Source organism: Streptomyces sp. NPDC058157, from assembly GCF_042884105.1.
GTDB lineage: Bacteria > Actinomycetota > Actinomycetes > Streptomycetales > Streptomycetaceae > Streptomyces.
The window spans coordinates 1-23,675 of sequence record NZ_JBHVUQ010000119.1; the positions used below are offsets into that span (position 1 = coordinate 1).

Annotated in this window: 20 protein-coding genes; 6 read left to right on the forward strand and 14 right to left on the reverse strand. The window is 74.6% G+C overall.

What is annotated here, in order from left to right; all coding sequences use genetic code 11:
• Positions 1-6 precede the first annotated feature (6 nt).
• Entirely contained in the window at positions 7-189 is a 183-nt protein-coding gene (locus ACFVXK_RS25830) for a hypothetical protein (protein WP_389615502.1), read from the reverse strand.
• 14 nt (positions 190-203) lie between these two features.
• Positions 204-1,217, reverse strand: coding sequence for a bifunctional lysylphosphatidylglycerol flippase/synthetase MprF (locus tag ACFVXK_RS25835; RefSeq protein WP_389615504.1), 1,014 nt, complete (start codon positions 1,215-1,217; stop codon positions 204-206).
• Between the two features lie 230 nt (positions 1,218-1,447).
• Here ACFVXK_RS25835 and ACFVXK_RS25840 point away from each other — a divergent pair, with 230 nt between their 5' ends.
• The 6 genes from ACFVXK_RS25840 to serS all read left to right on the forward strand — a co-directional run bounded on the left by ACFVXK_RS25840 (position 1,448) and on the right by serS (position 7,549).
• The gene (locus ACFVXK_RS25840; RefSeq protein WP_389615506.1) at positions 1,448-2,587 is read left to right on the forward strand and encodes an acyl-CoA dehydrogenase family protein; all 1,140 of its coding nucleotides are present in this window, start codon (positions 1,448-1,450) and stop codon (positions 2,585-2,587) included.
• A 63-nt stretch (positions 2,588-2,650) separates the two neighbouring features.
• The gene (locus ACFVXK_RS25845; RefSeq protein ID WP_389615508.1) at positions 2,651-3,187 is read left to right on the forward strand and encodes a hypothetical protein; all 537 of its coding nucleotides are present in this window, start codon (positions 2,651-2,653) and stop codon (positions 3,185-3,187) included.
• Entirely contained in the window at positions 3,184-3,786 is a 603-nt protein-coding gene (locus tag ACFVXK_RS25850) for a flavin reductase family protein (RefSeq protein WP_389615510.1), read from the forward strand. Before ACFVXK_RS25845 ends, ACFVXK_RS25850 begins: the two co-directional genes overlap by 4 nt.
• Positions 3,786-4,769 (forward strand): VlmB-like protein, encoded by a 984-nt coding sequence (locus ACFVXK_RS25855; RefSeq protein ID WP_389615512.1) that lies wholly within the window; start codon positions 3,786-3,788, stop codon positions 4,767-4,769. Before ACFVXK_RS25850 ends, ACFVXK_RS25855 begins: the two co-directional genes overlap by 1 nt.
• 5 nt (positions 4,770-4,774) lie before the next feature.
• The gene (locus ACFVXK_RS25860; protein WP_389615514.1) at positions 4,775-6,253 is read left to right on the forward strand and encodes an APC family permease; all 1,479 of its coding nucleotides are present in this window, start codon (positions 4,775-4,777) and stop codon (positions 6,251-6,253) included.
• Positions 6,254-6,271: 18 nt separating this feature from the next.
• Positions 6,272-7,549 (forward strand): serine--tRNA ligase, encoded by a 1,278-nt coding sequence (serS, locus tag ACFVXK_RS25865; protein WP_389615516.1) that lies wholly within the window; start codon positions 6,272-6,274, stop codon positions 7,547-7,549.
• Here serS and ACFVXK_RS25870 read toward each other — a convergent pair.
• The 12 genes from ACFVXK_RS25870 to ACFVXK_RS25925 form a co-directional block, all read right to left on the reverse strand.
• Positions 7,536-8,261 carry a 4'-phosphopantetheinyl transferase family protein gene (locus tag ACFVXK_RS25870; protein ID WP_389615518.1) on the reverse strand — a complete coding sequence of 242 codons (726 nt, stop codon included), beginning with the start codon at positions 8,259-8,261 and terminating at the stop codon, positions 7,536-7,538. The genes serS and ACFVXK_RS25870 overlap by 14 nt on opposite strands.
• Positions 8,262-8,314: 53 nt before the next feature.
• Entirely contained in the window at positions 8,315-9,388 is a 1,074-nt protein-coding gene (locus ACFVXK_RS25875) for a C45 family autoproteolytic acyltransferase/hydolase (protein WP_389615520.1), read from the reverse strand.
• Positions 9,385-9,990 (reverse strand): GNAT family N-acetyltransferase, encoded by a 606-nt coding sequence (locus ACFVXK_RS25880; protein WP_389615522.1) that lies wholly within the window; start codon positions 9,988-9,990, stop codon positions 9,385-9,387. The genes ACFVXK_RS25875 and ACFVXK_RS25880 overlap by 4 nt, the downstream gene beginning before the upstream one ends.
• A gap of 3 nt (positions 9,991-9,993) precedes the next feature.
• On the reverse strand, positions 9,994-10,302 hold the full coding sequence (locus ACFVXK_RS25885) for an acyl carrier protein (protein ID WP_389615524.1): 309 nt from the start codon (positions 10,300-10,302) through the stop codon (positions 9,994-9,996).
• The gene (locus tag ACFVXK_RS25890; RefSeq protein WP_389615526.1) at positions 10,295-12,013 is read right to left on the reverse strand and encodes an AMP-binding protein; all 1,719 of its coding nucleotides are present in this window, start codon (positions 12,011-12,013) and stop codon (positions 10,295-10,297) included. The genes ACFVXK_RS25885 and ACFVXK_RS25890 overlap by 8 nt, the downstream gene beginning before the upstream one ends.
• On the reverse strand, positions 12,010-15,303 hold the full coding sequence (locus ACFVXK_RS25895) for an amino acid adenylation domain-containing protein (protein ID WP_389615528.1): 3,294 nt from the start codon (positions 15,301-15,303) through the stop codon (positions 12,010-12,012). The genes ACFVXK_RS25890 and ACFVXK_RS25895 overlap by 4 nt, the downstream gene beginning before the upstream one ends.
• Positions 15,300-17,615: a class I tRNA ligase family protein gene (locus tag ACFVXK_RS25900; RefSeq protein ID WP_389615530.1), complete on the reverse strand. Its 2,316-nt coding sequence runs from the start codon at positions 17,613-17,615 to the stop codon at positions 15,300-15,302. The genes ACFVXK_RS25895 and ACFVXK_RS25900 overlap by 4 nt, the downstream gene beginning before the upstream one ends.
• Entirely contained in the window at positions 17,612-19,042 is a 1,431-nt protein-coding gene (locus ACFVXK_RS25905) for an NAD(P)/FAD-dependent oxidoreductase (RefSeq protein ID WP_389615532.1), read from the reverse strand. Before ACFVXK_RS25905 ends, ACFVXK_RS25900 begins: the two co-directional genes overlap by 4 nt.
• Positions 19,042-20,370: a lysine N(6)-hydroxylase/L-ornithine N(5)-oxygenase family protein gene (locus ACFVXK_RS25910; RefSeq protein ID WP_389615534.1), complete on the reverse strand. Its 1,329-nt coding sequence runs from the start codon at positions 20,368-20,370 to the stop codon at positions 19,042-19,044. The genes ACFVXK_RS25905 and ACFVXK_RS25910 overlap by 1 nt, the downstream gene beginning before the upstream one ends.
• 84 nt (positions 20,371-20,454) lie before the next feature.
• A complete protein-coding gene (locus ACFVXK_RS25915) occupies positions 20,455-21,675 on the reverse strand; it encodes a saccharopine dehydrogenase C-terminal domain-containing protein (RefSeq protein ID WP_389615536.1) in 1,221 nt (406 codons plus the stop codon).
• Positions 21,665-22,741 (reverse strand): saccharopine dehydrogenase, encoded by a 1,077-nt coding sequence (locus ACFVXK_RS25920; RefSeq protein WP_389615538.1) that lies wholly within the window; start codon positions 22,739-22,741, stop codon positions 21,665-21,667. Before ACFVXK_RS25920 ends, ACFVXK_RS25915 begins: the two co-directional genes overlap by 11 nt.
• Before the next feature lie 90 nt (positions 22,742-22,831).
• A partial coding sequence (locus ACFVXK_RS25925; RefSeq protein ID WP_389615540.1) for a cytochrome P450 occupies positions 22,832-23,675 on the reverse strand: 844 nt, incomplete at its 5' end.

Genomic DNA, 23,675 nt, shown 5'->3' on the forward strand with positions numbered 1-23,675 from the left:
CGGGTGCTACTCCCCCGCGGCCCGCAGGAGCGCGTCCAGGCGGGCCAGGTCCTCGTCGCACCGGCGGGCGGCCTCCAGGTCGTCGGGCGCGGCCGCGCAGGCCTGGAAGCGGTCCACGACCAGCAGGCCCTGGGTCCGGATGTCGTCGGGCGCGGTCATGTCGGGCGCGGTCATGTCGGGCGTGGTCATCGGGTGTCTCCCTCTCAGACCGCGTTGCAGGCGCGGAAGACGTGGACCAGCGCGGGCAGGCTCGCGCCGTGCTGGAAGGCGATGTACTCCGGCAGGACGGCGGAGGGCGCCCACTTCTGCTTGTACTCCAGCTGCGTGCGCGCCGGGTAGATGTGCGCGCCGTGCTCCCACAGGTGCTCCATGAACCAGTGGAAGCCCCTGCTGTGGCCCGGGAACTGCGGGGCCGTCAGGGAGGTGAAGGGGGTGAAGCCGAAGTGCAGCCAGCGGACGCCCTCGGCCGTGAAGACGTCGACGGCGGCCTTGTTGAGGGCCTCCATCACCCCCGGCGGGGCATCGGGCTGCCGGCGGCTGAGGTCGTGCATCCAGCCCGGCTGCGGCCCGTACACCGGGGCGTAGGAGACGTAGCCGATCAGCTCGCCGTCGCGGAGGGCGGCGAAGAGGCGGCGCAGGTGCTGGTAGCGGCCGCCGGTCTGGCCGACGAGGAACTCCAGGGGCTTGACGCCTTCGCCCTTGGTGGCGAGCCAGGCGGTGTCGAGTTCCGCGAGGGCGGCCGCGTGGTCCTCGTAGGCGACCTCCTTGATCTCCAGGCCGCTGCGCAGGGCGCGGGAGATCTTGTTGCGCAGCTGCATGAACTTCGTGCCGGCCAGGGTGAAGGTCTCCAGGTCGACGGCGTAGGAGGCGCCCATCTGGTTCACGGTGAAGCCCTGGTCGACGTAGACGTCGGCGTCCGCGCCCTGGAGCTGTACGGAGACGATCTCGCGGCCCTGTCCGGCGGCGAACTCCCGGAACGCGGCGAGGAGGCGGGCGCGGGGGCCGTCCGGGCCGGCGGGGGTGAAGGGGGCGAAGGGGCCGCCGAACTGGACGAGGTAGCGGCCGACGGGCCGGTAGACGATCACCCCGGGCCCGTCCGGGAGCCGGAAATAACTGTTCCCGTCGCTGAAGGCGAAATACGCGCTCGGATTTCCGGCGTCCGCGTACTGCCGGATGGCGTCGAGCGCGACGTCCGTCTCCAGAATCGTTCCGGTCATGTGAAATCCATTCTCGGGGCGGCGCCACGGCGGCACTACCGCTACTTATGGCACGGGTGCCGGACGGCCACAAGGCCGGTCCCGCCGCAGGTCAGCCCTCCGTCAGGGCCGAGTCAGTCGAAAAAATCGGGTCAGATGGGCGTCAGGCCTCAGTCAGACGGTGACTGGAAGACTCTCATTCGCATGCGAGGAGCCGAACGAATCCGATACAGCCCGAGGAGAACACGGCGATGCGTTCCCTGACGACAGCGCGCGGGATCTGCGAGCAATTCCACGCAGGTCTTCTCGACGCACTCGAAGGACTGCCGCTCGACGCCCGGGAGGGCGCGGACAGCCCGGTGCTGGAGCTGTACCGCAAGCACGGCGGTCCCGGGCTGCTCGTGCCGGCCGCCTACGGCGGTGCGGCGGCCGGTCCGCTGGAGGCGGTGCGGGTGCAGCGGGCGATCGCCTCGCTCTCGCCGTCGCTGGGCGTGGCCACGACCATGCACCACTTCACGGTGGCGATGCTGTTCCGGCTGGCGGAAGCCACCGGCCGGCTGACCCCGGCGCAGCTGGCGCTGATGTCGGCGGTGGCCCCGGACGGGCTGCTGCTGGCGTCCGGCTGGGCGGAGGGGCGCACCGACCAGAACATCCTGGCGCCGTCGGTGGTCGCCGAGCGCACCCCGGGCGGCTACCGGGTGAACGGGGCGAAGAAGCCGTGCAGCCTCTCCGGTTCGATGGACGTGCTCACGGCCAGCGTGCAGGTGACGGAGGAGGACGGGCGCTCCGCGCTCGCGCTGATGCTGATCCCCGCCTTCTCCCCCGGGGTCACGACCCGCCCGTTCTGGGCCACCCCGGTGCTGGCCGCCGCGCAGAGCCACGAGGTGCGGCTGACCGACGTGGAGGTCCCGGAGGACCTCGTCATCCACAGCACCCCCGAGGACGCGGACCGGCTCGACGACCTCCAGACCGCCGGGTTCACCTGGTTCGAGCTCCTCGCCACCTCCTCGTACGTCGGCGCCGCGTCCGCCCTGGTGGCGCGGGTGCTGGAGGGCGGGCGGGGCAGCGCCACCGAGCGGGCGCAGCTGGCGGTGCGGATGGACGCGGCGGTCTCCCTGGTGGAGGGCGCGGCCCGCTCGCTGGAGGACGGCACCGTCGGCGACGAGGCGGTCGCGGCGGTGCTGACCGCCCGCTACGCCACGCAGGACCTGCTCGCGCAGACCGTCGACCAGGCTGTGGAGATGCTCGGCGGGATGGCCTACATCCGTTCGGGTGAGGTGGCCTACCTGGCGTCGGCGGTGCGCGCCCTGGCCTTCCACCCGCCGTCGCGCGCGAGCGTGGCCGCGGAGCTGGCCGAGTACTTCGCCGGCGGCCCGCTGCGCCTGTCCTGACCCGCCGGCAGCTTCCCGTAGCGCGGCCCGCCCGACCGTCCGCCCGCAGTAAGGACACCCCTCATGGACATCAAGAACCCGGTGGAATCGCCGGTCACCTTCAACCTGCACCGCCTGGAGTACCTGGTCGCGTTCGCCGTGACGATCGGGTTCGTTCTGTGGCACTTCCTGGACATCAACTGGTTCGTCGCGATCGGCCTGTTCCTCTACATCGACGTGATCGGCTACATCCCGGGCGCGATCGCCTACCGGCGCAGCGCGGACGGGCGGATCCACAAGGCGTTCTACGTGCTGTACAACTCGATGCACAGCCTGCTGAGCGTGGCCGCGGTCGGTCTGCTGTGGATGTGGCTGATCGGGCCCGAGTGGGCGCTGCTGGCCCTGCCGTTCCACGTGTTCGGCGACCGCGGGGTCTTCGGCAACTTCCTCAAGCCGTTCGGGCTTCCCTTCGAGCCGGAGGACACCCCGCTGGTGCACCAGGTGACGGCCATGCTCAGGCGCCGCTCGGCCACCGACGGCCCGGTCCCGCTGCCGTACGACGAGCACCCGGCCACCGTTGCCGCGACCGCCGCCGCCCCGGCCGTCGGGGTGAACCGGTGAGCCGCTATCCCGGCTGGCTGACGGACCGTTCGCCCTCGGCGTCCGCCGGGGGGTACGAGGACCCCGACGCGGCCCGCCTCGCCCTGCGCCGGCTGGCGTCGAGCGTGACGGTGCTGACCGTCAGCCGGGACGGGGTCCGGCACGGCACCACCGCCAGCGCCGTGGTCACCCTCTCCCGCGACCCCCTGGTGCTGGGGGCCTGCCTGCGGCCCACCTCGACGTTCGCGGCGATGGTCCGCAGGGCCGGCCGCTTCTCGGTGAACGTGCTCGGCTCGGCCCAGCAGGACGTGGCCCGGCGCTTCGCCAATCCGCAGCGCCCGCTCGGCGACGCCCAGTTCGAGGGGTTCGACTGGTCCACGGACCCGCTCACCGGTGCCCCGCTGATCGGCGGGAGCCTGGCCCACATGGCCTGCCGGGTGCTGGGCTGGCACCAGGTCGGCGACCACGACATGCTCCTCGCCGAGGTCACGGGCGGCTCCCACTCCGTCGACTCCCCGATGCTCAGCTTCGCCGGGCGCATGCACAGCGCCTGCGTCACCCCGGCGGCTTCCGCACCCGTCCCCGTATCCGTGCCCGCTTCCCCCCGTGAGGTCGTGTGATGACCACCCTTCCGCAGATTCCCGTCGAGGCCGACTGGGACCGCGCGCCCAACCTGCTGGACGGCGCCCAGGAGATGACCCTGACCGCCGAGCAGTGCGACCTGGGGTACTGGCTGTCGGCCGTCGCGCAGGGGACCCTGCGCGGGCGGGCCGAGGCCGGGCACGACGCGGTCACCCCGGCGCACATGCGCGAGGAAGGGCCGCTGCGCGAGGCGCTCGTGCTGGAGCTGGGCAACCGGTCGCTGGCCGAGTCCCGGGCGGTGGACGTGCTGTCCCACTACGTCATCGGCGCGCCCGGTGTGGTCGAGCAGGAGTTCTTCACCACCCAGGTGGTCGACGAGGCCCGGCACGCGATGATCTTCCGCAAGCACCTGGTGGACCTCGGGGTGCCGGAGGCGGGGCTGCTGGAGTTCATCCGGGAGCAGGGCACCGACTACACCCGCCGCGTCCTGAACCCGATCGCGGAGTTCGCCACCACCGTGGTGCGCGACGAGGGCGACTTCATCGGCGCGGTCGCGGTGTTCACCATCGTCATCGAGGGCGTGCTGGCGCCGGCGGCCGAGCTCAGCGAGCGCAAGTGGACGCTGCTGGACCCGGCGGCCGCCGAGATCGCCCGCGGGGCGTCCATCGACGAGATCCGCCACCTGACGGTCGGCAGCTCCATCGTCCGCGAGCACCTCGCGCGCAACCCCTCGTACCGGCCCCGGCTGATCGAGCTGATCCGGCGCGGCCGGCAGATGTGGGACGAGCTGCCCTCGGAGGAGTTCGTGCTGGAGCGCGAGGAGCTGTTCCAGCAGGGCATGTTCGCCCATGCCGGACTGCTCGCGGACTACGAGGTGTTCCCGGGCCGCAAGCTGCTGGAGACCACGCCGAAGGAGCGCTACGACCTCGCCGAGCGGTGGACGGACGACATGGCGGAGGTCCGGCTGCCGTACATGGGCGTCCCGGAGGCCGTCGACCTGATCCGCACCCACCCGAGGTAGCCCCGGTGACCTCCACGATTCCCGCGAGGACGGAGCAGCGGGCCCCGGCCGCCGCGCCCGGGCTGCGGCGGACCCTGACCACCCCCCGGATCGTCTTCCTCGTGGTCGCCGCGGCGGCCCCCATGTCCGGGGTGGTGGGCTCGGTGCCGCTCGCCTACGCCATCGGCAACGGGGCGGGGGTGCCCGCCACCTTCGCGCTCGCCGGGCTGATACTGCTCTGCTTCTCCGTCGGGTACGCGGCGATGAGCCGGCACGTGGTGGGCGCGGGCGGCTTCTACACGTACATCGGCCAGGGGCTGGGCCGGCCCCTGGCCGTGGCGGGCGGGCTGACGGCGGTCGTCGCCTACACGGCGGCGGTCGCCGGGGTGGCCGGGGCCTTCGGCTACTTCGCCGAACTCGTGGCCACCGCCCACGGCCTGCCGGTGCCGTGGCAGGTGTGGACGGGCGCGGCGCTGGCCCTGACGGCCGTGATGGGCTACCGGCGGATCGACCTCAGCGCCCGCCTGCTGGCGGTGCTCATGGTCACCGAGGTGGCGGTGCTGGGGCTGCTGGCGCTGGCCATCGGCGTCCGGCACGGGGCCGGTGCCCTGCCCGCCACCGCGTTCGCCCCGCACACGGTGTTCACGCCGGGGCTCGGGGTGGCGCTGATGTTCGCCCTGATCTCGTACGTGGGCTTCGAGGCGGCCGCGCTCTACGGCGAGGAGAGCCGGAACCCGAGGCGGAGCGTGCCGGTGGCCACGTACGCGTCCGTCGTGCTGATCACCGTGTTCTTCGCGCTGGTCAGCTGGGCGGCCGTCGGGGCGATCGGCGCGGACCGGGTGGCCGGCACGGCCGGGAAGCAGCTCGGGGACCTGTTCTTCCGGCTGTCCGACGACTACCTGGGCGGCTTCGCGACCGGGGTGATGCAGGTCCTGCTCTGCACCAGCCTGTTCGGTGCGCTGCTCGGGCTGCACACCGCGGCCGACCGGTACCTGTTCGTCCTGGGCCGCGAGCGGGTGCTGCCGTCCTCGCTGGCCCGGGTGCACCCGCGGCACGCCTCCCCGTACCGGGCGAGCGTGGTGCTGTCGGTGGCGACCGCCGTCGTCTGCGGGCTGTTCGCGCTGGCGGGCGCGCACCCGTACACCACGCTCGCGACGACCATGCTGGCCCTGGGCACCGTCGGGATCGTCGCCCTCCAGGCGGCGGTGGCGGTGGCGGTGCTGGTGTTCTTCCGCCGGCGTCCCGAGGCCCACTGGTGGCGGACCCGGCTGGCGCCGGTGCTGGCGCTGGCCGGGCTGGGGGGCGCGCTGTGGCTGCTGCTGGACAATTTCGCGCTGGTCACCGGCACCGACTCGGTGTGGGTCGACCGGATCCCCTGGCTGATGGCCGCCGCCGCGCTCGGCGGGCTCGGCTACGGCTGGTGGCTGCGGGCCCGCGCGCCCGAGCGGTACCGGGCCATCGCGAGCGCCGCCCCGGACGCTGCGCTTGCGCAGGACATCCCGTAACGAGACCGAGGAGCCGTCATGCACGACCCGCACAGCCTGCTCCAGGAGGAGGCGGAGGCCGATCTGGCCCGCCGCGGCCACGTCCTGGACCGGGACGCCCTGCGCACCCTGACCGAACGGCGCGTCCGGCTGATCGCCGAGCGGGACAAGCTGCGGGCCGAGCAGAACCGCTCGGCGAAGGCCGGCGGCCCGCCGGACGCGGCCGCCCGGGCCCGGCTCCAGGAGGCCCGGGAGCGGCTGCGCTCGCTGTCGGAGGAGCTCAAGGAGGTGGAGGACGGGCTCGCGGCGCTGCTGGCGGCCGTCCCCAACCGCCCGTACGCCGACGTGCCGGATGGGACCGAGCAGGACCCGCCGGTGGTGCGGCGGGTCTGGGGTGAGGTGCCCGGCTTCGGGTTCGAGCCGCGCGACCACGTGGACGTCGGGACCCGGCTGGGGATCCTGGACCCGGTGCGCGCCGCCAAGCTGTCGGGTTCGCGCTTCGCGGTGACCCGGGGCGCGGGGGCCCGGCTGGAGCGGGCGCTGGCCGCGTTCCTGCTGGACCTGCACACCACCGAGCACGGGTACACCGAGCACGGGGTGCCCCACCTGGTCAGCCGGGAGACGATGACGGGGACCGGGCAGCTGCCGAAGTTCGAGGACGACCTGTTCCTGACGAACGCCGCCGACCGCGACCTGCTGCTGATCCCGACGGCGGAGGTCCCGCTGGTCAACCTCCACCGGGGCGAGACCCTCCAGGAGGGTGAACTCCCCCTCGCCCTGACCGCGTTCACGCCCTGCTACCGGGCGGAGGCGGGCTCGTACGGGCGCGACACCCGGGGGCTGGTGCGGCTGCACCAGTTCGAGAAGGTGGAGCTGGTGCGGATCTGCCACCCCGACCGGTCCGCGGAGGAGCTGGAGCTGCTGACCGGGCACGCCGAGACGGCGCTGCGGCGGCTGGGGCTGGCGCACCGGGTGGTGGAACTGCGCGCCGGGGACCTCGGGTTCGCGGCCCGGCGCACCTACGACATCGAGGTGTGGCTGCCGGGCCAGGGGACCTACCGGGAGATCTCCTCCTGCTCGGACTGCGGTGACTTCCAGGGCCGCCGGGCCGGCATCCGGGTGCGCGGCCGGGACGGCCGCAAGGTCTTCGCGGCCACCCTGAACGGTTCGGCGCTGCCGGTGGGCCGCACGCTGGTGGCGGTCCTGGAGCAGTACCAGCGCGCGGACGGCTCGGTGGCCGTGCCGCCCGCGCTGGTCCCGTACGCCGGCTTCTCGGCGATCGCCCCGGACGGCTCGCCGGTGGTCAGCGCCGGCTGATCCCCCCGGCCGGGGCCCGCGCCGGTGACCCCACGGGGTCGTCGGCGCGGTCCGGCCAGGTCAGGACGGTCACCGGGGGCAGCTCCCGGGAGACGAACGCGGTCATCGCCCAGGGGCAGTCCTGCCGGGTGGGCTGGAGCGCGGTGTGCCCGTGCCAGGGCAGGGCGCCGTGCCCGCTGATCCCGCGCAGGGTGACGGAGCCGTCCGGCCCGAAGGCCAGGTCCACCTCCCGGGCGCCGTCGGTCAGCCCGCGCCCGGTGGCCTTGACGGCGGCCTCCAGCAGGGTCCAGGCGTGGAAGAAGGTGTCGGCGCCGACCCCGTCCGGGACCCCCGGGTAGACGAAGGCGAGCACGTCGAGGCTGCTGCCGGCCGGCCGGACCAGCTCCACGTCCACCCCGATGGGCCCGGTCTCGGTGGCGCCGAGCAGCAGCAGCCCGTCGGAGCGGGACCAGCTGACGTGCGTGCCGGGCCGGTCGGGCAGGTAGGGCTTGCCGGCCGGGTCGTAGTGGATGCGCAGGTCGTGCGCGGCGATCCCGAGCCGCTCGGCGAGCAGCCGGCGGACGGTGAGGCGGGCCCGGAAGAAGCGGTGGGCCGCGCGGGCGTGGACGAACTCGGCGCCGCGCCGCAGCTCCTCCTCGGTCAGGCCCTCGGGGTAGTGCGCGCTGATGTCCTGGGGGGCGACCTGGTCGAGGTCGACCAGCCATGCGTCCATGGTGCTCCTTTCTCTGGCACGGCCCTCCCCGGCCCCGGTCGTACGGCCTGCGCCTACAGGCCGAAGACGCGGGTGCGGGAGCGTGCGGGGTCGCCCGGGCGGAGGTGGAGCCGGCCGGCCGCGGGGAGCATGACGGCCGCGGCGACGGTGCGTTCGGCCCGGATGTCCCCGCGTCCGGGGACGCGCAGCGGCGGCCGGGACAGCAGGTCCAGGTGGTCCTCGGGGGTCGCGGTGGCGGGGAGGGCGGCCAGGCCCTCGGTGGCCGCGCGCAGGCGCCGCAGCGAGGAGTTGCGGGCGAAGACGTTGAGTTCGTCCGCGGGGGCGAAGTCCGGGTGGAGGTAGTGGTTGGTGTGGGCGAGCGCGCCGGGGGCGGTGGCCTCGGTGACGCGCAGGTCGCCGTCGAGGTGTTCCACGTACAGGGCCCGTTCGGGGTCGCAGAGCATCAGGGAGCGGGAGCTGGCCAGGGGGAGGTCGGCGAGGAGTTTGAGGGCCTGGCGGGTGTCGGCGGCGGTGTCGAGGAGGTGGCGGATGGCCAGGTACGGGGGGACGCCCGGGCGCCAGGTGCCGCCGAGGACGAGGTTCAGTCCGATGGCGAGGCCGTCGCTGTTGAGGCCGAGGTAGCCGAGGAGTCCGGCGAAGCTGAGGACCAGGGAGCGGCGGGCGGTGCCGGTGCGGGCGGTCTCCAGGACGCTGATGTGGGTGTCGAGGTCCCCGTTGAGGTCGACGGTCTGGGCGAGGACGGGCGGGCCGGCGCCGGGTCCGGTGCGGGCGTAGGTGGTGCAGTCGCCGCCGGCCGGGATCTTGGAGTAGCCGAGGATCTCGCGGCGCAGCTGGAGCAGCCAGGCCTCGTCCTCGGAGGTGCCGGCGCCGTCGGCCAGGCCGGCCACCTCCTCGGCGAGGTCGGGCAGGCAGTCGGTGACGGCCCTGCGGTGGGCGGCGACGGCCGGGAGCAGGGCGCCCAGCGTCAGGGGCTGGGGGACGAGGTGGTTGAGGCGGGCCAGGCCGTCGTCGAGGAAGGCGCGCAGGGGCGCGGCGAGGGCCGCGCCGTGGGCGCGGCCGATCTCGTACGGGGTGCCGCAGGCCCGTATGTGGCTGATGCCGGGGCCTGCGGCGGCGGGGTCGTTCATGCCGGGACGGCCTTCTTGGGGCCGCGCGCGAGGTGCGCCCGGACGGCGGGCCATTCGGCGCGCAGGATGCTGTAGAAGACGGCGTCGCGGCGGCGGCCGCCGGGCATGTAGTTGAAGCTGCGCAGCACGCCTTCCTCGGTGGCGCCGATGTTGACGAGGCCGCGGCGGGCCTGGACGTTGAGGACGTCGGTCTTGAACTCGGCGCGTTCGGCGCCGAGCACCTCGAAGGCGTGCTCCAGCAGGAGGGCCTTGGCCCAGTGGTTGACGCCGCGGCCGCGGAAGTCGCGGCCGAGCCAGGACCAGCCGAGTTCCAGGCGGCGGTCGGCCTCGGCCATGTTGCCGAAGCTCATGCTGCCGGCGGTGCGGCCGGTGTCCTTGTCGGTGATCGTGAAGACGGTGCGGCGGCCGGCGGCGTGGTCGGCGAGGTTGGCGTCGAAGAAGGCCTCGAAGTCGGCGTCGGTCTCGACGGCGGCGACGAAGTGGCGCCAGATGGCGGGGTCCATGGCCACGGCCCGGATGCCCTCGCGGTCGGCCCCGGTGATCGGGGTGAGGCGGACCCGGTCGTTCTCCAGGACGGCGGCGGCGTGCTCGGTCCAGCTCATGGTTCAGGCTCCGGGGGTGGTGGCGGCGGTGGCCGTGGCGTGGTGGTGGCGGGCGAGGGCGGCGGTGACGTCGCGGAGGGTCTTCATGTCGGCGAGGTCGTGCTCGGTGAAGTGGGCGAGGTCCACGCCGGTCTCCTCGCAGACCTCGGTGAGGAAGAGGACCTTGTTGAGGGAGGTCAGCCCGTAGGCGGCGACCATGTCGGCGTCCGGGTCGATCTCCTCGGCGGGGACCTCGGGGACCAGGGCGAGGGCGAGCTGGTCGCGGGCGGCTTCGTCGAGGGCGGTGCGGGGGGTGCGGGCGGTGTCAGGCATGGATTCCGGCCTCCTGGGAGTGCAGCGGGGCGTGGTAGGCGGCCCGGATGTCGGGGCGCTTCGGCTTGTACTGGGAGGTCAGCAGGCCGCCCTCGATGCTGAACGGCGGGTCGGCGACGAGGACGCGGCTGATGCGCTCGTCGGGGGTGGTGGCGGCGTTGACGGCGGCCAGGCGGGCGGCGATGGCCTCGTGGTCGGCGGGGGCCCCGGCCGGGGAGACGACGGCGACGAGGTCGGTCTGGGTGGGGCTGAACAGGACGCATTCGGCGATGGCCGGGTCGGCGCGCATCAGTTCCTCGATGGGGCGGACGATGACCTTCTTGCCGTTGTCGAGGACGATGACGTCGTCGGCGCGGCCGTGGACGAAGAGGTAGCCGTCCTCGTCGAGGTGGCCGAGGTCGCCGGTGCGGACGGTCCCGTCGGGTGAGAAGACCTTCTCGGAGTCGCCGGGGCGGGCGTAGGCGTAGTGGTTGTTGACGGGGTGGGTGCTGCGGACGCTGATGACCCCGTCCTCGCCGATGAGCACCTCCTTGCCGCGGACGGCCCGGCCGACGCTGCCCTCGCGGTGGGCGCCGGGGTGGTTCTTGGTGACGATGCAGGTCTCGTTGAGGCCGTAGCCCTCGTAGAGGGGCAGGCGGGCCTCTTCGTGGAAGAACCGGAGCACGGTGGGCGAGGCGGGGGCGGAGCCGGTCCACAGGTAGCGGATGCGGTCGCCGAACAGGGCGCGGGCGGCGTGGGCGGGGTCCTGGCCGGGGGTGCCGGGTCCCTGGCCGGGGGTGCCGGGTCCCTGGCCGGGGGTGCGGCGGAGGCGGGCGGTGATCTGGCGGCGGGCGGTCTCGTAGAAGGCGGGGACGCCCATGACGACGGTGGGGCGGACGCGGCGCAGGGCGGCGAAGGCGGCCTCGTAGGTGGTGACGGTGACGTCGTGGCCGTGGAGGAGGGCGGAGTAGACCCAGTAGCGCTGCTGGAGGAGGGAGAGGGGGAGGAAGACGAAGAGGTGGTCGTCGGGGGTGTGCTCGAAGATCTCCTGGACGGCGGTGAGGGAGCTGTCGATGCTGCCGGCGGTGGCGCCGAGGCCCTTGGGGACGCCGGTGCTGCCGGAGGTGAACTTGACGGTGGTGACGGCTTCTGCGGTCCAGGTGACGGGTGGGAGGGGCGGGGTGGTGGGCGGGGTGTCGTGGTCGGTGAGGGCGAGGATGCCGTCCGTGGGGAGGACGCCGGGGACTCCGTGGGTGGGCTGGTCGGTGAAGAGGAGGTCCAGGTCGTAGCGGGCGGCGAGGTCGGCGGAGGGGGTGAACTTGCCGGGTTCCAGGCCGGCGGTCTGCGCGCCGAGCCGCAGGGCGGCCAGGTCGAGGAGGACCCATTCGAGGCTGTTGGCGGCGAGGATGCCGATGCGGTGGCCGGGGCCCGTGCCGTGGGTGCTCCGCAGGTGGTGGGCGAGGCGGGTGGCCCGGTCGTGGAGCTCGGGCAGGGGGATGGTGCGGGTGCCGTCCAGCCTGGCGACGTGGAGGTGGCCGCGGGTGGGCCGCGGCCCGGAGACGATCCGCCGGATCGTCTCCGGCTCCGCCGGGGGTGCGGTGTGTCCGGTGCGGGCCCGCTGTGGCTGGTCGCGCAGTTCCCCGCGCCGCTGGGGGGTGGGCGTCGTCGGTTCCGTGCCGGTGCGTTGCGGCTGGGCGCGCAGTTCCCCGCGCCGCTGGGGGGTGGGTGTCATCGGGACTCCTTCGGCATGAGGGCCGCCGCCATCGCTCGGACCGTGGGGAGTTCCGCGAGCTGGTCGAGGGTGAGGGTGGTGCCGAAGCGTTTGCGGGTGGCCGTCAGGATGCGGGCCGCCGCTATGGAGTCGCCGCCGAGGGAGGTCAGGGTGTCCAGGGCGCCGACGTCCGGGCGGCGCAGGACCGTGGACCAGATGTCGCAGAGGATCTTCTCCGCCTGGGTGGCCGGGGCGCTGCCGCCCGGGGCGGGGCCGGACGCGGGCGTCCGGGTGGCGAGTTCGGCCAGCCGGGTGCGGTCCACCTTGCCGTTGCGGGTCAGCGGGAGCTCCTCGTGCCAGAGCACGGCCGCCGGGAGCATGTAGTCGGGGAGGTCCGCGCGCAGGGCCTGGCGGATCTCCGTGAGGTGGGGGCGGTCGCCGCCGGCGGGGACGAGGTGGGCGACCAGGCGGTTGCCGTGGGGGGCGACGACGGCCCGGGAGACCTCGGCGAGGGCCGCGAGCCGGGTCTCGACCTCGCCGGCCTCGATCCGGTAGCCGTTGATCTTGATCTGGAAGTCGCTGCGGCCGAGGATCTGGATGCTGCCGTCGGGCAGGTAGCGGCCCAGGTCCCCGGTGCGGTAGAGGCGTTCGCCGCGCACGGGGTCCTCCTGGAAGCGTTCGGCGGTGCGCGCCGGATCGCCCCAGTAGCCCCGGGCCAGCCCCGTGCCGGCCGCGGTGATCTCGCCGGTGACCCAGTCGGGGGCGTCGAGGCCGTGGCGGTCGAGGACGTAGGCGCGGTTGTTGGTGTTGGGGCGGCCGTAGGGGATGGAGGCGGAGCCGTCCTCGTCCTCGGACACCGGGTGGAGGATGTTCCAGACCGTGGTCTCGGTGGGGCCGCCGAGGGAGACCACCTCCAGGCCCGGCATCAGTTCGCGCAGCTGCGCCGGCAGGGCGGGCGGGATGCGGTCCCCGCTCATCAGGACGAGGCGCAGGGCGGGCGGTACGTCGCCGTCGGCGCGGGCCTGGCCGTGCAGGAGACCCACGACGGCGGGGACGGAGTTCCACACGGTGACCCCGTAGAGCCAGCACAGTTCGAGCCAGTGGGCGGGGTCGGTGGCCTGGTCCCGGTCGGGCATGACGAGGGCGGCGCCGGCCGAGAGGGCGCCGAAGACGTCCCAGACGGACAGGTCGAAGTGGAAGGCGCTGACGGCCATGAACCGGTCCTCGGCGGTGATCCCGAAGCGGTCGTGGCAGTCGGCGACGAGGTTGGCGACGCTGCGGTGGCTGACCATGACGCCCTTGGGGGCGCCGGTGGTGCCGGAGGTGTAGAGGACGTACGCGAGGTCGTCGGGGTGGGATCCGGGGAGCCGGTCGGGGAGTTCGGCGCGGCCGGAGCAGGGCCGGGTGAGGTCGAAGGCGGCGACGGTGTCGTCGGAGGGCCGGCCGGAGTTGGTGAGCACGCAGCGCACCTCGCCGTCGGTGAGCATGTACTCCTGCCGGGCGGCGGGCAGGGCGGCGTCCACGGGCAGGTAGGCGGCTCCGGCGAGGACGGTGGCAAGGATGCCGACGATCTGCTCGGGGCCCCGGTGGCAGACGAGGCCGACGAGGTCGCCGCGTCCGACGCCCTGGGCGCGCAGCCAGGTCGCGGCGGTGGCGGCCCGGTGCAGGAGTTCGCCGTAGCTGACGGTGCGGCCGGAGGTGAGGATCGCGGGCGCGGCGGGGGTGCGGGCGGCGCGGGCCACGATGGCGTCGCCGAGCATCTCGTCGGGCAGGGCGACGGCGGTGTCGTTGGCGGCGGCGCGGCGCTCGCGCTGGGCGGGCGGCAGCAGGTCGAAGGAGTGCCGCTGCCAGGAGGCCTCGTCGACGAGGGTTTCCAGGAGGGTGCCGTAGCCGTGGGCGAGGTCGTCGAGGAGGCCCTCGCAGAAGAGTGCGTCGATCCCGTCGAGCTGGACGACGAGGGCGCCGTGCTGCTCCATGGCGAAGGCGTTGAGCCACACCTGGGGGGTCTGGCTGACGGTGTAGACCTCCTTGCCGAAGAGTTCCAGGGCGGAGCCGTCGACCTCGCTGCTGACGTGTCCGATGGCGCTGTTGAACGTGTAGGGCATGCGGGCCCCGGTGACGCCGCCGCGGCGGACGGCGAGTTCGCGCAGGAACTCGACGCCGGAGTAGTGCCGGTGGTCGATGTCGGTGTGGAGGCGGGCCTGGAGGAGCTGGGCGCGTTCGGCGAAGGTCAGGCGGCGGTCGACCTCGGCCTCGACGAGGAGGGTGTCGGAGAACTGGCCGACGGCCTCGAAGACGCGGGGGTGGACGGGCGGGCGGTGGGCGACGGTGGTGGTGAGGGTGAACCGGTCCCCCGCGCCCCAGGTGGCGAGGGTTTCGGCGTAGGCGGCGAGCAGCAGGGCGGAGGGGGTGAGGCCGGCGGCCGCGGCGCGGTCCTTGAGGGTGGTCCAGGCGGTGCGTTCCAGGGTGACGCGGCGCGGGGTGAAGCGGGTCTCGGTGAGGGCGGCCGGGCTGGTGCGCAGGGGCAGGTCGGGGTGGGGGGCGAGGTCGTCGGCGCGGTCCAGCCAGTAGGCGCGGGAGCGCTGGGCGGGGGCCTTGTCGCGGGCGGCTTCGAGGGCGGTGACGTAGTCCTCGTAGGGGAGTTCCTCGTGGGTGTCGGCGCCGGGGCTCTGGTAGGCGTGCCACCAGGCGCGGAAGAAGAGGAACATGCTGATGCCGTCCATGACGAGCCCGTCGTGGCCGACGTGGAGGAGCATCCGGTCGTCGTCGAGGATGGTGGCGTCGACGGTGAGCAGGGGGGCCTGGTCGGCGGGCAGGACCTGGTGGGAGCGCATGTCGCGGAGCTGGGCGCGGATGGCGTCCTGCTGGCGGGGGGTGTGGGAGCGCAGGTCGAGGACGCCGATGCGGGGGGCGGGGGCGCCGTGCTCGGTGGCCTGGCGTTCGTCGGACAGGAAGCGGGAGCGCAGGCCGCTGTGGGCGGCCATGACGGTGTCGAGGGAGGCCTGGAGCCGGTCGATGTCCCAGTCGCCCTCGATCTCGTGGAAGACGTGGCTGGAGACGTCGCCGACCTCGAAGACCCCGCTGCGGCCGAGGTGGTAGCTGCGCTGGAGGGGGGTGAGGGGGAAGCCGGGGCCGTGGTCGGCCTCGCGTTCCAGGTGGGCGACGAGGGCGGGCTTGGCGGCTCTGACGCGGGCGATGAACTCGGGGTCCATCCGCTCGCGGTTGCCGGTCAGGCGCAGGTCGCCGTCGGCGAGGGTGACGGTCAGCCCGCGTTCGGCGATCTCGCGCAGGATGTGGCGGTGCTGGTTCATCGGGCCTCCCCCGAGGTCAGGGCGGCGACGGCGGCGGGCTCGGCGCGCTCGGCGATGACGGCGGCGAGTTCCGCGAGGGTGCCGCCGTGCAGGAGTTCGTCCATGGACAGGTCGACGTCGAGGGCGTCGAGGATCTGGTACTGGACGGTGACGGCCTGGAGGGAGCCGGCCGCGAGCTGGGTGAGGGTGCGGTGGGCGATCGGCTCGTCGGCGCCGAGCCGCAGGGCGGTGCGGGCGACCTGGGTGAGCCAGGGGGTGAGGACGGGCTCGGCCGGCTCGGCAGCGTCCGGGGAGGGCTGGAAGAACACGGCGTCGGCGAGGTCGACGGCGGCGCCGGGGGTGAGGAGTTCGACGGTACGGGGCCACGTGCGCGGGGCGGCGAGGTCCAGGGCGGCGGCCAGCCGGGCGGCGAAGCGGGGCATGACGGGGGCGGCGGCGTGCGCGAGGAGGCGGGCGGCGGCCAGTTCGAGGGCGACGGCGGTGCGGTTCTCGTCCTCCCAGCCGGGGGTGTCGGTGAGGAGGCCTTCGGCGCGGGTGAAGCGGACGGTGTCGCGGACGATGCCGTCGAGTTCGGCGGCGGCCTGGCCGAGGGAGAAGGAGTCGTTGCCGAGGGCTCCGGTGACGGCGTCGAGGCGGGTGCCGAGGCGGGCGAGGAAGGCGGTGTGTTCGGGGGTCCAGTTCCCGGCGTCGGGGGCGCGGCCGCCGTGGTGCTTGGCGACGCGGGCGCCGAGGTCGGTGAGCCACTGCTGCCAGGTGCCGATGAGGGTGTCGGCGAGGACGGCCTCGTAGGCGGCGGGCCGGAAGTCGGTGCGCACGCCCTCGGGGCGGGTGGCGGCGAGGAAGTAGCGGACGGCGTCGACGGTGTCGGGGGTGAGGACCTCCTTGCCCCAGATCGCGTGCCGGCGGCTGGTGGAGAACTTCTCGCCCTCCAGCAGGTAGAACTCGTTGACGTGGTAGTCGATGTCGGGGGTCCAGCCGGGGTGGGCGAGCTGGTAGAGGACCGGGTACAGCACGGAGTGGTAGAAGCTGTTGTCGTAGCCGAAGAAGTGGACGATCTTCCAGTCCGCGCTGGGCCCGTCCGCCTTCCAGGGGCGGCCGAGGCGGGCGCCCAGTGACTGGATGCCGTGCAGGAACCCGTAGCTCATCTCGGGCCAGACCCAGACGACCTGCCCTTCGGTGTCCCCCTCGCGGGGCTGGACGCCCCAGTCGGAGGGGTGGGTGAGGGGGAGGTCGAGGGCGGGGCGGCGGAACAGCCGGTCGGCGAGTTCGCGCAGCCGGGCGGGGACGCGGCCGCGCCGGTGGTGGGCGCGGACGTCGCCGGCGTAGGCGTGCAGGGGCAGGGTCCAGCGGGCGGCGGGGGCGGGGCGGGGCGCGCTGCCGGTGGCGGTGGAGCGGGGGTCGGTGAGGTCGGCGACGGTGTTGGGTTCGCCGCACTCCTCGCAGAGGTTGCCGGAGGTGGCGGCGCCGCAGCCGGGGCAGCCGCCGGTGACGTCGGCCTCGTAGAGGTAGGCGCCGGTGCCGGTGTCGTAGAGGGCTTCGTGGGCGGTGACGGCGATCTCGCCGGAGGCGACGAGCCGGCTGAAGAAGTCCTGGAGGCCCGTGCGGTAGCCGGGGTCCTGGTCGGTGACGGTGTACTGGTCGAGGGGTATGTCCATCAGCCGCAGGGTCTCGGCGATCTCGGCGCTGTAGTGGGCGGCGGTCTCGGCGGGCGTGCGGCCGCCCTGGCGGGCGGCGCCGAGGACGTAGCTCTGGTAGTCGTCGCTGCCGGTGAGGTGGTAGGCCTCGGTGCCGTTCATGCGCTGGAAGCGGGTGAAGGCGTCGGCGCCGAGGTAGGGGCCGGCGAGGTGGCCCAGGTGCAGGTCGCCGTTGGGGGTGGGCGGGGTGGAGAAGACGAAGACGGGGCGGTCGCCGAAGCCGGTGCGCACGGGGGCGGAGGCGGCGTGCGCGGCGCGCTGGGCGTCGCGCCAGTACCGGGTGAAGAAGACCAGGTCGGCGCCGGCGCCGGTGTTCTCCGGGCTGGTGTTCTCCGGGCTGGTGTTCTCCAGGCTGGTGTTCTCCAAGACATGGGACTCGAAGGGTTCGAAGAGGACGACGGTGCCGGGGGCGGCCTCGTGGCGTTCGCCGTCGATGACGAACGCGCCGCGGCCGGAGACGATGACGAGGAGTTCGGTCTCGTCGTGGTGGTGGTCGTCGGTGGCCCGGCCGGGGGCGACCCGGCCCCAGCCGGCGCCGGTCCCGAATCCCTCCACACCGCTCATGTCGATGCCGAACGCCTGTTCCAGCACGTCGTCGTCATAACGCGCGATGATCATGTCGTGGCCTTTCGCGGGGACGGGAGGGAGGGGATCAGGTCGGCGGCGCGGGCGGCGAGCGCCGGGGCCAGGCGGTAGCCGGAGCCGCCCGCGGCGCCCGCGAAGACCAGCCGGCCGTAGGGGTCGAGGGCGGTGACCAGGGGCCTGCCGCCGGGGCCGTACGCGTCGCAGAACACCCGGCCCGACCGGCAGTGGGCGGCGAGGGCGGGGGCGTAGCGGGTGAGCAGGGCGCGGCCCTCGCGCAGGTGGGCGGTGGTGACGGCGGGTTCGACGGTGGCGGGGTCGGCGTCCCATTCGGGGCAGGTGTAGCTGAGCAGCCAGTGGCCGCGGTGGTGCAGGGGCAGCAGGAAGGCGTCCTCCTCGTGCAGGACGACGGCCCGGTCGCCGGGAGCGGGCGGGGTCTCCACGTGCAGGGCGACGACCTTCTTGACCCGGGCCCTCAGTGGGGCGACGAGTTCGCGCCAGGCGGGCTCGGCGAGCCAGGGGCCGGGGGCGAGGACCACGTGCCCGGCGGTGAGGGTGGCGCCGCCGGTCAGGGTGAGGCGGGCGCCGCCGGGTCCGGCGGCGACGGTCTCCACGGCGACGCCCTCGCGGAAGGAGACGGCGGGGCGCAGTTCGGCGGCGAGGAGCTGGGTGAGGGCGTGGACGTCGGCGTACTGGCAGCCGTCGCCTTCCCAGGCCCCGAATCCCTTCGGGAGGGCGGGGACGCAGGGCGGCAGTTCGCCGGTCCAGCGGAGCTTGGCCTCGGGGAGGTAGGTCTCGCGCAGGGCCTCCTCGGCGGACTCGGGTGCGAGGACGGTCATGGCGAGGGGGTGGACGGGCAGGTCGGGGCGGGCGGTGTGGAGGTCGGCGTAGAAGCGCTCGCTCTCGGCGGCGAGGGAGCGGAGGGTCTCGTCGGCCCCGCGCGGGAAGTGCAGTCCGGCGGAGCGGCGGGTGGCGCCGGAGCCGATCATGTCCCGGTCGAGGACGGTGACGGTGGCGGAGGGGTCGCGGGAGAGGACCTCGCGGGCGACGAGCACGCCGAGGATCCCGGCGCCGACGACGGCCACGTCGGTCCGTGCCCCGTCCGGCCCGCCGGCGTGGCGGGCGGTGGTGCGGTACGCGGGCGCGGCGGTGGGATCGGCGGCCCCGCCGGGGGCGGACACCGCGGCTGCGGGGCCGGGGGCCTTGGTACCGAACGTCGTGGCGGACGGCCCGGCAGCGGCGCCGCCGGAGGCGGCCGCCGCAGCGGGCGCGGGCACGGGGGCGGTGGCGGTGGCGCCGGAGGCGGACGGGCCGGTCGCGGCCGCAGCCGCCCCGTCGGCGGGCCCGGGGGCCGCGCCGGGGGCGGGCTCGGTGGCTGCGGGCGGGCCGGTCTCGGGTATGGCCGGGGTGGCCTCCGGGTCGGTGGTCAGGGGGTGGCAGGTGCCGGTGCGGTTCGTGGGCATCAGGCGGTCCACCGTTCGTCCTGGGAGGTCTTGGAGGACCACTCGATGAAGGAGGCGAGCTGCTCGTCCCCGCGCACGCCGCACAGCCGGTCGGCGATGCGCCGGCTGCGCCAGGCGTTGAGGCTGAGGTTGGGGTCGGCGAGGCCGCGCTGGCCGCGGACCCCGTTCTGGACGAAGATCCGCCGGTCGGCGGGCCCGTCCCAGCGGACGGCGTAGTCCTCGTCGACGCGCAGCTCCTCGCCCTCGCGCTCCAGGCGCCCGCCGAGCGGGGCGAGGAACTCGGTGGCGGCGGGCCGGTAGCCGGTGGCCCAGACGACGACGTCGGTCTCGAACTTCTCCACGGATTCCGCCTCCTGGGTGTGCCGGGCACGGACCTCCCAGCCGCCGAAGGGGCCGGGCCGGACGTCGAAGACCTCGCGGCCGGGGTGGAGGGCGACGAGGTCCTCGTTGCCGTCGACGAAGCGGTGCATGTAGATGCCCTGGTAGATCTCGCGCAGGGTGGACTCGGAGATCCCGTCGCTGCTGAGGACGTTGCGGGAGTTCAGCGCGTGGCGGCGCTCGCGCGGCAGTCCGTAGAAGTAGTCGGCGTGGCTGGGCATGTAGCGGTCGTTGGTGAAGGGCGAGTCGTCGATCGGCAGGTAGTTCTCCCGGCGCGAGATCCACGAGACCCGGCGGGGCAGGTCCCAGCCGCCCCGGGAGATCAGGTCGAGGAAGGCCTCGGCCCCGGACTGGCCGCCGCCGATGACGACGACCCGCTTGCCGCCGACGTCCTGCGCGTTGGCCATGTAGTCGCTGACGTGGAACTGGGTGGGGCCGAGCTGGTGCTCCCCCAGCGGCGGCACCCACGGGCGGCTGCCGACACCGACGACGACGTTCTCGGCGGTGACGGTGCGGCGCGCGGTGCGGACCGTGAACGCCCCGAGCCCGTCGTCGAAGTCGACCTCCTCCACTCCCTCGCCGAAGACGACGTTCTCGTTGTTGCGGCTGGCCCAGGCCAGGTAGTTGCGGAACTCCGGCCGGGGCACGTCGTCGAAGCGGGCGTTGAGGAAGTGGTAGACCCGGCCCTTGGCGTGGAGGTAGGAGAGGAAGGAGAAGGGGTTCGCGGGGTCGGCCAGGCTGACCAGGTCCTTGAACTGGGAGACCTGGAGGCTGGTGCCGGGGATCTGCTGGCCGTCGTGCCAGCCGAAGGACTCCTTGCGGTCGAGGAAGAGATTGGGTACGTCCGGCCTGCTGTGCAGCAGGGACGCCAGGCTGAGGTTGGCCGGGCCCACGCCGACTCCCACGCAGCGGAAGTGCGTGATGCCCGGCCGGAAGCTCTCGTGCCCCATGGTTCGGAACCTCTCGTTCGTTGTGCGGTGGCTGAGGTGAGGGGGAAGTGGGGTGAGGGAGGGGTGGGGTGGATCGTCAGACGGTCATGCCGGTGCCCCCGTGGGAGCGGGGGCGGTCTCCTCGTAGCGGCCGGCCAGCCCGTGGGCGCCGAGGAACGACAGCCACCGCGCGGTCTCGCCGGGGGTCTCGGCGGCCCGGTTCAGCCCGGCGGGCAGGGCGCCGGACAGGATGCGCGTGACCCCGTAGGCGACGGGGAGCGAGACGCAGCGGGCCATGGCGGACTCGTCCGGCCCGCCGGTGAGGTCGAGCAGCCGGGAGCCGCGCCAGCGCTCGCCGGACCGGGTGCGCAGCTCCAGCGAGACGGACAGCACGACGCGGTCGCGGTCGGCGGGGCCGGCCGGGTGGCGGGCGGCGAGCTCGTGCGCCAGGGCGCGGACGGCGTCGGGGTCGCCGGCGGAGACGGTGTCGAAGACCTCCTTCCAGGCGGTGCGCCAGCCGGAGTTGCGCAGGGTGCCGCGGACGAAGGTGTCGAGGTGCCAGTAGTACGGGACGCCGTACTGGGCGACGAAGGGGAGGCTGTCGCGGTTGGGGTAGGCCTCGAACTCCTCGCCCGCCAGGGTCAGCGGGGCCGTCGCCTCCCAGGGGCGGGGGGCGGTGACCTCCGCGCACCCCTCGACGTACCGGGCCGGGGCGGCGAGGGCGGCGAGGACCCCGTACGGGGCCCAGCTGAAGCGGTAGCGGAACGGTCCGGGGGCCGCCGGGACGCCTCCGCAGTACGAGGTGAACACGGCGGTGGCCGGGGAGGGGCCGAACGCCGCGCGGGCCCGGGCGACGAGGTCGTGGGCCATGAGGTGGTCGATGCCGGGGTCGAGTCCGGCCTCGGTGAGGACGACGGTACGGGCCCGGGCGGCCGCCCGTCGCGCCCCTTCGGCCAGCTCGGGGGAGGTGTAGCTGGTGCAGGCGAAGTGGGCGCCGCGGTCGGCGGCCAGGCCGAGCAGCGGGGCGTGCTCGGCGGCCGGGAGCATGGAGACGAGGACGTCGCCCGCGCCCGTCCGCGCCGCCAGGGCGTCGGGGGTGAGGGCGCGGACCTCGGCGCGGCCCGCCAGGCCGAGGGCGGCCAGGCGGGCGGCGGCGCGCTCGGCGGTGCGGTCCCACAGGACCACCCGGCGGGCGCGCTCGCAGACGAGGGAGAGGCCGGAGCGGCCGGTGGACAGGCCGGTGCCTATCCAGTGGACGGTGCCCGACGCGGGGGCCGCGGGCGTGGCGGGCGTCGCGGCGGTCGCGGATAACGGGTCAGATGACAAGGGGTGCCTCCTGGGGTTCGACGGCCGTCCGGTAGGTGTGCAGGGCGCGGGCCCACACGCCGTCCCACTCGGCCAAGCGCGCCAGGTGCGGGGCGAGTTCGGCGGAGAAGGCGGTGGCGGCCTCGACGGGGAGGAGCGAGGGGAGGTTGTCGATGGCGATCAGGTCGAGGGGGCGGTCGCCGTCGCGCAGGGCGCGGACGGGGGCGTCCCAGGTGGTGGTCTCGTCGTAGACGGGCAGGACGTTGCAGTCGGAGGTGACGTCGCAGGTGACGTCGGAGACCAGGGAGAGGCGGCGGGCGGGCTCGTCCAGGTCGGCCTTGGTGAGGAACGGCGGGACGGGGGTGGTGGTCAGGACGGTGTTGACGAGCAGGTCGTGGCCGAGGAGGGCGGCCCGGTCGAGGGCGCGGGTCTCGGGCAGGTCCCAGCGGGTGGGCTCCAGGCCGGCCTGGACGAGGGCGTCGCAGGCGCCGCGGCCGCAGCGGCCGAGGGCGCCGATGACGAGGGCGGTGGTGGGGTCGCCGTCGGTGGCCGTGGAGGCGAGGAGGGCGTCGAGGGCGGGGCGGTCGGTGGGGACCAGCGGGGCGGTGAGGGCGCGGCGGTGGTGCAGGACGGCGAGGGCGGCGCCGACGTAGCCGGCCCAGTAGCCGAAGGCGGCGACGCGGCGGCCGGAGTCGTCGGTGAGGTACTCCATGTCGAGCAGGGCGCCGCCGCCGGCGGTGAAGCGGGCGAGCAGCTCGCGGGCGCCGGCCTGGCCCTTGTAGGCGTGGCCGAAGTAGATGTGCCGGTGGCGCAGGGCGGGGGCGCCGGGCCCGGCGGGGAGTTCCTTGAGGCCGAGGACGTACGCGTCGTCGGGGGCCTGCTCGTGCCAGGAGCCGGTGGGGGCGGTGGCGCAGCCGGCGGCGGCGTAGTCGGCGAGGGGGAAGGCGCGCTGCGCCGACTCCTCGACGGTGATGCGGATCCCGGCCTCGACGAGGCGGGCGGCGTCCTGCGGGGTGAGGGGGGCGCGGCGTTCGGTACGGCGGGCCTCGTGCCGCATCCAGAGGTGAGTGCGGGTGCTGTCCGACATGTTGCGGTTTGTCCTGTCTGGAGGCATGGGGGTGGTGGACCCCCGGGCCTGATCGCGTTGCGGGGGCTGCGTCCTGGACGTTCTCGCGCGCTAGAGGAGCGGGATCCGGGCGTTCGCCAGAGGGCGGTAGGCGGGGGTCGCTGTGGTGCTCCAGCCTGCCGTGCGGAGTTCGGCCACCACGGCGGTGGCGAGGGCCGCGGCCAGCTCCCCGCCCGGGCAGCGGTGGGCTCCCGCACCGAAGGTGAACACGACCGGATTCACCCGGCCGGGGGAGAGTGCGTGGGGGTCGGGGTTGACGGCGGGGTCGCGGTTGGCGGCGGCGAGGACGACGAGGAGTTGCTGCCCGGGCTCGACGGTGGAGCCGGCGTGGGTGAAGGGTTCGGCGGCGAAGCGGCGGGTGTTCTGGACCGGTGCGTCGTACCGGGCGACCTCCCGCACGAGCGCCGCGGTGTCGGGGGTGTCCGCGCCCCGGGCGAGGGCGACGAGGGTGTTGCCGATGAGGCCGGCGGTGGCGTCGTAGGTCTGGGAGAGGAACCCGATGGCGTTGGACAGCAGCGGCCCCGGATGCGCCCAGCCACTCCGCTCCGCGGCGGCGACGAGCTCCCGCAGCAGCCCGTTCGCCTGGCCGGCGGGGTGGGGGGTGGGGGCCGCGCCCACCGGGCCGGGGGTGGGCTGGCCCGCGGACGCCGGTTGCGGCCCGGCGGCCTGGCCGGAGACGTCCGCGCCCGCCTGCCCGGCGGTGGGCGCGGCGCCGCCCGCCGGGCCGTCCGCGCCCACTGGGGCGCCCGCGCCTGCCGGGCCGGAAGCCTGGCCGCCGGCCGGGCCGGAAGCGCGCTGAGCTCCGGGCAGCGGCTCCGGCCCGACGCCCCTGCGCGCCGGACCGTCCGCGGCGGCAGGGCCGCAAGCGGGCCCGCCCGCCGGGCCGGAGGCGGCC